This window comes from Yaniella soli, from assembly GCF_054782375.1.
Map to the genome: position 1 here is coordinate 20253 of NZ_BAAGSP010000035.1, position 7148 is coordinate 27400.

At 57.0% G+C, this 7148-nt stretch carries 6 protein-coding genes; 5 read left to right on the forward strand and 1 reads right to left on the reverse strand.

Features of this window, described 5'->3' with window-relative positions:
• Positions 1–6: 6 nt before the first annotated feature.
• The 5 genes from ACYVJT_RS13765 to ACYVJT_RS13785 all read left to right on the forward strand — a co-directional run bounded on the left by ACYVJT_RS13765 (position 7) and on the right by ACYVJT_RS13785 (position 6492).
• Positions 7–1428 carry an APC family permease gene (locus ACYVJT_RS13765; RefSeq protein ID WP_343956476.1) on the forward strand — a complete coding sequence of 474 codons (1422 nt, stop codon included), beginning with the start codon at positions 7–9 and terminating at the stop codon, positions 1426–1428.
• Entirely contained in the window at positions 1425–3053 is a 1629-nt protein-coding gene (locus ACYVJT_RS13770; RefSeq protein ID WP_343956475.1) for an amidohydrolase, read from the forward strand. Before ACYVJT_RS13765 ends, ACYVJT_RS13770 begins: the two co-directional genes overlap by 4 nt.
• A 770-nt stretch (positions 3054–3823) precedes the next feature.
• Positions 3824–4273, forward strand: coding sequence for a hypothetical protein (locus tag ACYVJT_RS13775; RefSeq protein WP_343956474.1), 450 nt, complete (start codon positions 3824–3826; stop codon positions 4271–4273).
• Positions 4274–4537: 264 nt separating this feature from the next.
• The gene (locus ACYVJT_RS13780; protein ID WP_343956473.1) at positions 4538–4948 is read left to right on the forward strand and encodes a hypothetical protein; all 411 of its coding nucleotides are present in this window, start codon (positions 4538–4540) and stop codon (positions 4946–4948) included.
• An 83-nt stretch (positions 4949–5031) separates the two neighbouring features.
• Positions 5032–6492, forward strand: coding sequence for a phytoene desaturase family protein (locus tag ACYVJT_RS13785; RefSeq protein WP_343956472.1), 1461 nt, complete (start codon positions 5032–5034; stop codon positions 6490–6492).
• Between the two features lie 329 nt (positions 6493–6821).
• On the opposite strand, the gene ACYVJT_RS13790 is transcribed toward ACYVJT_RS13785, so the two are convergent.
• Positions 6822–7148: C40 family peptidase (locus tag ACYVJT_RS13790; RefSeq protein ID WP_499418481.1), on the reverse strand; the 327-nt coding region annotated here is incomplete at its 5' end.

Below are 7148 nucleotides of genomic sequence, written 5' to 3' on the forward strand. Positions count from 1 at the left end.
GACCACATGACCTCAGTCGCAGGACCGAAACGACTCATACCGGCGCGACCGCCGGTAAAACTGCGCCGCGTCCTCGGGGTCGCGTCGTTGACCTTATTCGGCTTGGCATACATGGTGCCGCTGACGATCTTCTCCTCATTAGGGCCGGTCGCTCAAGTCACTGATAACGGCGTGGCCGGCGCGTATATCATCACGCTGATCGTCATGCTGTTCACCGCGCTGAGCTACGGCAAGATGGCGCAGCGTTATCCGGTCGCAGGGAGCGCCTACAGCTATAGTCAAAAGGCCTTCGGCGGTGGCACCGGCTTCGTGACCGGCTGGACGCTCATGCTCGACTACCTGTTATTGCCGATGCTGAACTATCTACTCATCGGCCTCTACATGGCTACCTATATCCCCGCCGTGCCATTTTGGGTGTGGGTTATAGGCGGGGTAGGCCTTGTGACCATCCTGAATGTTATCGGCATCAAGTCGGTGACTACCTATAACGGCCTGGTCGTAGCACTCCAGGTCATTTTTGCCGTGGTCTTTATAGCGCTGACCATCACTACGGTCTCGGGCCAAGAGCTACCAAGCCTCAGTGTGGCGTTCACTGGCGAAGATGGCACCGGCGCACTGTTTACCGGTGCCGCCATCCTGTGCCTGTCCTTCTTGGGCTTCGACGCCGTCTCAACACTCAGCGAGGAAGCAAAACAGCCCAAACGTGACATTCCACGGGCTATCATGCTGGTTACCTTCATCGGTGGCGCAACGTTCATCATTCTGTCGTTCGTGTCTTATCTCCTTATTCCAGACTGGCGCAGCTTCGAAAATATTGACACGGCGTCTGCAGAAGTCATCGCCGCAGCAGGTGGCGTCTGGTTGTCGAACTTCTTCGCCGCGATGCTGATCGCCGGTGCCACCGGCTCAGCGCTGGCCTCACAAGCCTCGGTTTCGCGCATCTTGTACACCATGGGGCGTAACGGTGTGCTGCCACGTCGGGTGTTCGGTGTGCTGAATAAACGCTTCCAAACCCCGGTGCGGGCGACCCTGTTCGTATCTGCCGTCGGACTCCTCGCTATCGTATTGCCCCTGGACTTTGTCATTACCATCGTCTCCTTTGGCGCCCTGGCAGCCTTCACCATGGTGAACCTAGCCGTAATCAAGAAATTCTATTTCGACGACAAGCTGCGCTCAGGCCGCGAAACCTTCAAATACCTGATCCTGCCGGGCACCGGCTTTCTATTGACCATTTGGTTGTGGACGTCGCTGCCGGGCAACGCCCTGGTTATTGGTGGGCTATGGATGCTCCTGGGCCTGATCTATCTCGTCGCACTCACCAAAGGATTCCGCGTAAAGCCGCCCCGTCTCGACGACGAAAGCGACGAACTCTCTACCCCCGAAACCGAAACAGTCGGATCCCGTGAAAGCGAGCACACTGCACCATGACCACTTTCGATACTCTGATCCTCGGTGATATCCGCACCATGAACCCCGAGATGTCAACCGCTGAGGCGGTTGCCGTGATCAATGGGGAGATTGCCTGGCTGGGCACACGGGCCGAGGCCGAGCAGCTGACTGCCCAAGAGACTCAAGACTTTGGCACCCAGATGATCCTGCCCGGATTTGTTGATGCTCATATCCACCCGATCCTTGGTGCTGAAATGGCCCGCGGTTTCGATTTGAGCGAGGTCACCACTACCCAACAACTTGATGACGCCCTGACACAAGCGGCAGCTAGCACCGGCGAAGGCGAATGGGTTTTCGCATGGGGGCTTGACCCCACGGTGATTGCAGATCGCAACATTTGTGCCGCAGATATTGACCGGTCGGTGGTCGACCAGCCGGTGTTTATTCGCATGTTCGATGCCCACTCGGGCGTTGTGAACTCCCGCGCCCTTCAGCTGTCCGGTGTCGATGGTACCGAGCAGTTCAAGTCGCAATCCGAAGTTGAAATCGACGCGCAGGGCAAGCCGACCGGGTTCCTCAAAGAATGGGAGGCCATGAACCTGGTGAACCAGGTGATGCCCGCGATCCCATTTGAAACCCGTCTGGAGCTGTTCCTCGAAGTGCTCGAATCGATGGCAGATGAGGGAATTACCGGCGGACAAATTCTGGACCGCACCGACGGAATGCTTGACTTAGTCCGGGCAGCCGAAGAACGCGGTGAACTGCCCATCCGCCTGACGTTTTCCCCGTGGATCATGCCCGGCGATCAGGATGAGATCATCACCGAAATTATTGACATGCAAGGCACCACCGGGCGGCGCTGGGGCGTCGACGGCGTCAAACTCATGATCGACGGCACCATCGACAATGGCACTTCATGGTTGTCTTACCCCGACATCAACGGCCAATCTACCCGCCCACTGTGGCTGGACCCTGCGTCTTACCGCGAAGTGCTACTACGCTTAGACGCCCAAGGAATCCGCACCACAACCCACGCAATCGGCGACGCCGGTGTCGAATATGTACTCGATGTGATTGCCGAGACTACCCAGCCGCACGCTGCCGACGATAAACCGGGCCACCGCATCGAACACATCGAAACCCTGCCCGATCGGCTCGTGCCACGCTTCACCGAAGTTGGTGCAGCGGTGAGCATGCAGCCGCGCCATTGCACGCTGTTTTGTGCTCCAGACGGTTCTGACAACTGGTCGCAGCGTCTGGGAGATGATCGCCGAAAAGACGCCTGGCGCACCAACAGTATTCGTCAAACCGGCGCCGTGGTTGCCATTGGTTCCGACTGGCCCGTCGCGCCGTCTGATCCACTGGCGGTCATTGCCGAAGGGGAGCTGCGTCGCCAGGTCGGCAAACCGGAAACGGAACCTGTCGTGCCCGACGAGGCCCTGTCCCGTGAAGCGCTGATTGCGGGATACACAAGTGACCGCGCTCGCTCGTGGGGTGAGACGGACCGCGGCATGATTGCCAACGGGATGCTCGCAGATTTCACGATCTTTGATCAGGATGTTTTTGCTGTCGACGCCGATGACCTGCCCACCGTCAACGTTGTGGCAACCATAATTGGCGGCAAGCTCCGTCGGCCAGCGAATACTGCATCTGCAGCACGCTAAGTCCTGCCCCGAAGCGCAACATTTCAACGCTTCGGGGCACTATCTCTATACCTGTACGAGGCAGAGCCCTACTACCCGCATCCGACTGATGAACCGAGGCCACTGGCCATCGGCCAAAATCGGTCAACAGATTCGGTTTTCTCCAGATCGCCAGGAGGAATCATGGCGTCGCGCAATTAGACAAGCGATGCAGAAACGAAATGTCCGAAGCCCTGGAATTACTCAATGCGGCCTGAGACTTGTGGCGAGTTCATTGAGATACCTAGTCCACAGGGTGAACGACACGCATGGCCGTACATCGTTGTACGTTCTACGGTGGATGCCGAATGAACTTATTGGCGATAGGGGAGACGTGCAACCTGGACGTGATCGACGGCGGCTCCCGCATCATGATTTATCTCCTAACTCGGAGACTTACGCCCCACCGGACTACGATTTTCTCGATGACCGATTGGAATTACCGATATACGACGATGGTGGGCACGTATTGACGTATCGGCAAGATATATACCGTGGCAAAATTGTAGATTTTGCAATAGTGCATCAGTACATTAGCGCCACTCGAGTTTTCGATGTCGCGCGCATAGACTGTTGCCACGGAGTCATCCACAGACACGTGTTTAACAAAAAGCAAGAAGACTTTGTTGACCGTCAGCCGATCCACGAGATCGTTGTAGATGGATCAGAATGGGAAACCGTTGACGCATGGTTTCAATACTGTGTAGACAAAATGGAAAAAGAGTGGGCGCACAATGTCCGGAGGTGGAACGATGACTGGAAGTAAATACTCAGCTGTTCGGCGGTGTATTGCTACATTGCTCGCTTCTCAAGATGGCCGGGCTGCACTTGCTCTCAACAGCTACAAGTCGGGCACTCCGATTGTTCCTGCTCTCGAAGGCGAGCCGCTTGGTGACTTCTCTAAACGAATCGATCAATCAGCCGGTTCGGGGCGGACCGTAGTTGCAGCCGTTGTCATGAATGGCGAACTACAAATGGCACATGTGATCCCAAACAACGGCAGCGCTGACGATACTCTTGAAGCTCAGATGTCTGGCTCGGTGATAGCACACCCACAGAGAACTGTGGGAATGCTTTTCACCATGCTGTCGAATCACAAGCAGCTGACGGTGAAGACTGAACCTTTCGACTACGCCGAGGCCACTAAAGTCGCTGTTCCCTTTGAGATGCCCGACCGGGGCGGCTCGTTGCAGCCCGCCTGAGCCTTTCCGTCCTGACGGGAAGAAACCAATGGTCGGTCCGTCCAAACTTTGATATCAGACTTAAAAAATTCGAGTATGACATTCAAAGTTTCAATGTGTGGATACTTCTCGGGTCGAAATTCGTCGCAGTACTTCTGAAATTCAAGTATGAACGCACTGGTCAACTTAGTGTTTTCCATACTTTAATGCTTGAAGTCTAAGTGTAAACATCGCACGCAGCGTCCGTGATATGAAAATGCGTGACAGCCAGTGGGCAGTGCAACCATGATCAGTCTGCGTGATATCCGTCCAGCGCATATCCAAGCGGGACTTTCTTTGAACCGAGTCGAAGAGCAAGAGTTTCGAATCGAGATCCGAGTGTTTCGTGAGATCGGGGTCTTTCTGTTTGCAACCCTCACGATGCAAGAGCAAGAAGAGCGAGCTCATATTGGTGTGATGGGACGGGCGGAGGGCGACGTCGTTGAAGACCTGTATGAGCTCGATGAAGAACAGATCGTCAGACTGGTGACAGAGTCGAGAATTGAGCACGTTCTCTACGACACCGCAGCGATGGTGGCCAGGCAGGCTTGCGCTACCTTGAATTTCTCCCTTTCGGTACCGGACATGACGATGAACAGTGCGATAAGCGTAACGGTTCGAGACAGCATCGATCTTGAATCCAACGAAGAGCAGTAACGTGCCGGAGACGTTGTCGTTAAGCTACTCTGGGAGGCTAGGAAAACTGCTCATCATCACCGGGTAACGTCTGGGGGATCAACATGTCTGTCACCGCCAGGCCGCACGTCAATATCGTGGGCTCCGGACCAAACGGACTCACCGCGGCCGCTCTGCTGGCCCGCGCCGGGTGGCATGTACGCATTTATGAACGCAACGCGAACGTGGGTGGTGCCGCAGCATCGGCGGATGTGTTCGGTGATGGCTCGATCGTAGACCTGGGAGCTGCAGCCCACCCCTTTGGTGTTGCCTCCCCGATCTTTCGGCACCTCGGGTTGGAAGACTACGGGTTGGAATGGTTGCATTCCGAGTACCCTATGGCCCACCCGTTTGATGATGCCCCGGCGGCCATCCTGCATCGCGATGTCCGTAAGACCGCCCGGGCACTGGGAGTCGACTCGACCGCGTGGCGGCTGATTCACCGGGGGATCGTCAATTCGATCGATGACTATCTCGAACAGATTCTGCGGCCCATCCTGCGCTTCCCCGATCATCCGGTCAAGATGGCCCAATTCGGGTTGTTGTCCACCCCGCCGTCAACGTGGTTTGTGCGCACCGCGTTTCGTGAAGAACCCGCACGCGCCCTATTCACCGGCTCCGCAGCGCACGCCAATACGCCGCTGGGACACCCATTCACCTCGACATTCGGGGTCTTGTTCTCAGCCCTGGGGATGACGCGTGGCTGGCCCGTCGTCAAAGGTGGCACCGGCGCACTCGTCGACGCCCTGGTGCAAGTCATCACCGAATATGGCGGCGAGATCCATACCAGCGCCGAAGTCACCGATCTCGATGATCTGCCGTCCGCCCGTGCAACCATGCTGGATGTTACCCCGTCCCAGGCGCTGGTGATGCGCGGCAAACAATTACGCGACCTGCCCGAGACCACCGTGCATCGACTCCAACGATGGCGCTATGGTCCCGGTGTCTATAAGGTCGACTGGCTCCTCGATGGCCCGGTGGACTGGGCTGATGACCGGGTCGCCAATGCCACGACCGTGCACCTGGGTGGCCGGGCCGCCGAAATTCGATTGGCCGAGGCGCAGGTCAACGCCGGGCGGATTCCTGATCGGCCCTTCGTGATGGTCACCCAGCCCCAGGTCGCTGATCCGTCGCGTGCGCCGGAGGGCAAGCATGTGTTGTGGACGTATACCCACGTGCCACACGGGTATCGACCTGCTGCCGCTGATCGCGAATATGTTGCCGATGCGATTGCCGGCCAGCTGGAGCGGTTTGCCCCCGGTTTTGGTGCCAAGGTGTTGGACAAGAAGATTTGGGATCCCGGTGACCTCGAGAACTGGAACCCGAATCTGGTTGGTGGGGACATTGCTGGTGGCTCGATGGGCGGGCTGCAGTCGATGCTGCGCGGTGGTCTGACCCTCGAACCGTATCGAATGGGCGTTCCTGGCCTCTACATCTGTTCCTCGGCAACCCCGCCCGGTGCCGGCGTCCATGGCATGCCCGGGGCGTGGGCCGCCCACGCGGTGCTAGAGGACCAAAGAGTTTAGCGAAATAACTTTGCCGCAGAGATCGGCAATGAGAAGAGGCGCTGGAAGAGTATTCACGATTCGAATATAAGCATTGGGGCAACGACGCGATTGATGTCCTCTTGGTTGGTGCAGGCTCAATCGAGACGGTGAAAATTATTCACGGTACGTACTTCGAAGGACGGTCTCGAAGACTTATTGAGAACGCCTTAGACCTTTTCCATCTTGACGCGATAGGTCCATGGTCTCAAGATGACGGTGTAGAAGTACAGACGCCAAAAAGCTCTGGCCCTGATGAAAATTTCATCGGGGCCAGAGCTGAGATATGGGGCGTAGAGCGCTATTTCGGCTTAGTAGCGTCCGTATCCGACGACGTTATTGTAAGCAGAGTATGAGTCCAGGCTATTCGTGGACAGTCCCGCGCTTGGGTTGCGAGCGTGGGCGATCTGGCCGTCACCGACGTATACGGCTACGTGGCTGACGCCGCCGTTGCCATAGAATACGAGGTCACCTGCTTGCAGCTGGCTCTTGGAGATTTTTTGTGCAGACGCGTACTGTGCTGCAGACGTGCGCGGAATGCTCTTGCCATCCTGGCTCAAGGCCTGCTGGCTGAAGCTGGAGCAGTCCCACTGGTTACCCGCGCCGTTAGCGCCCAGACGGTAGCTGGCGCCTGAGCT

What these genes read in the sequence shown, in the direction of transcription:
- ACYVJT_RS13785 (WP_343956472.1), top strand. Translation starts at nt 5,032, where the DNA reads ATGTCTGTCACCGCCAGGCCGCACGTCAATATCGTGGGCTCCGGACCA.
- ACYVJT_RS13765 (WP_343956476.1), top strand. Translation starts at nt 7, where the DNA reads ATGACCTCAGTCGCAGGACCGAAACGACTCATACCGGCGCGACCGCCG.
- ACYVJT_RS13780 (WP_343956473.1), top strand. Translation starts at nt 4,538, where the DNA reads ATGATCAGTCTGCGTGATATCCGTCCAGCGCATATCCAAGCGGGACTT.
- ACYVJT_RS13775 (WP_343956474.1), top strand. Translation starts at nt 3,824, where the DNA reads ATGACTGGAAGTAAATACTCAGCTGTTCGGCGGTGTATTGCTACATTG.
- ACYVJT_RS13770 (WP_343956475.1), top strand. Translation starts at nt 1,425, where the DNA reads ATGACCACTTTCGATACTCTGATCCTCGGTGATATCCGCACCATGAAC.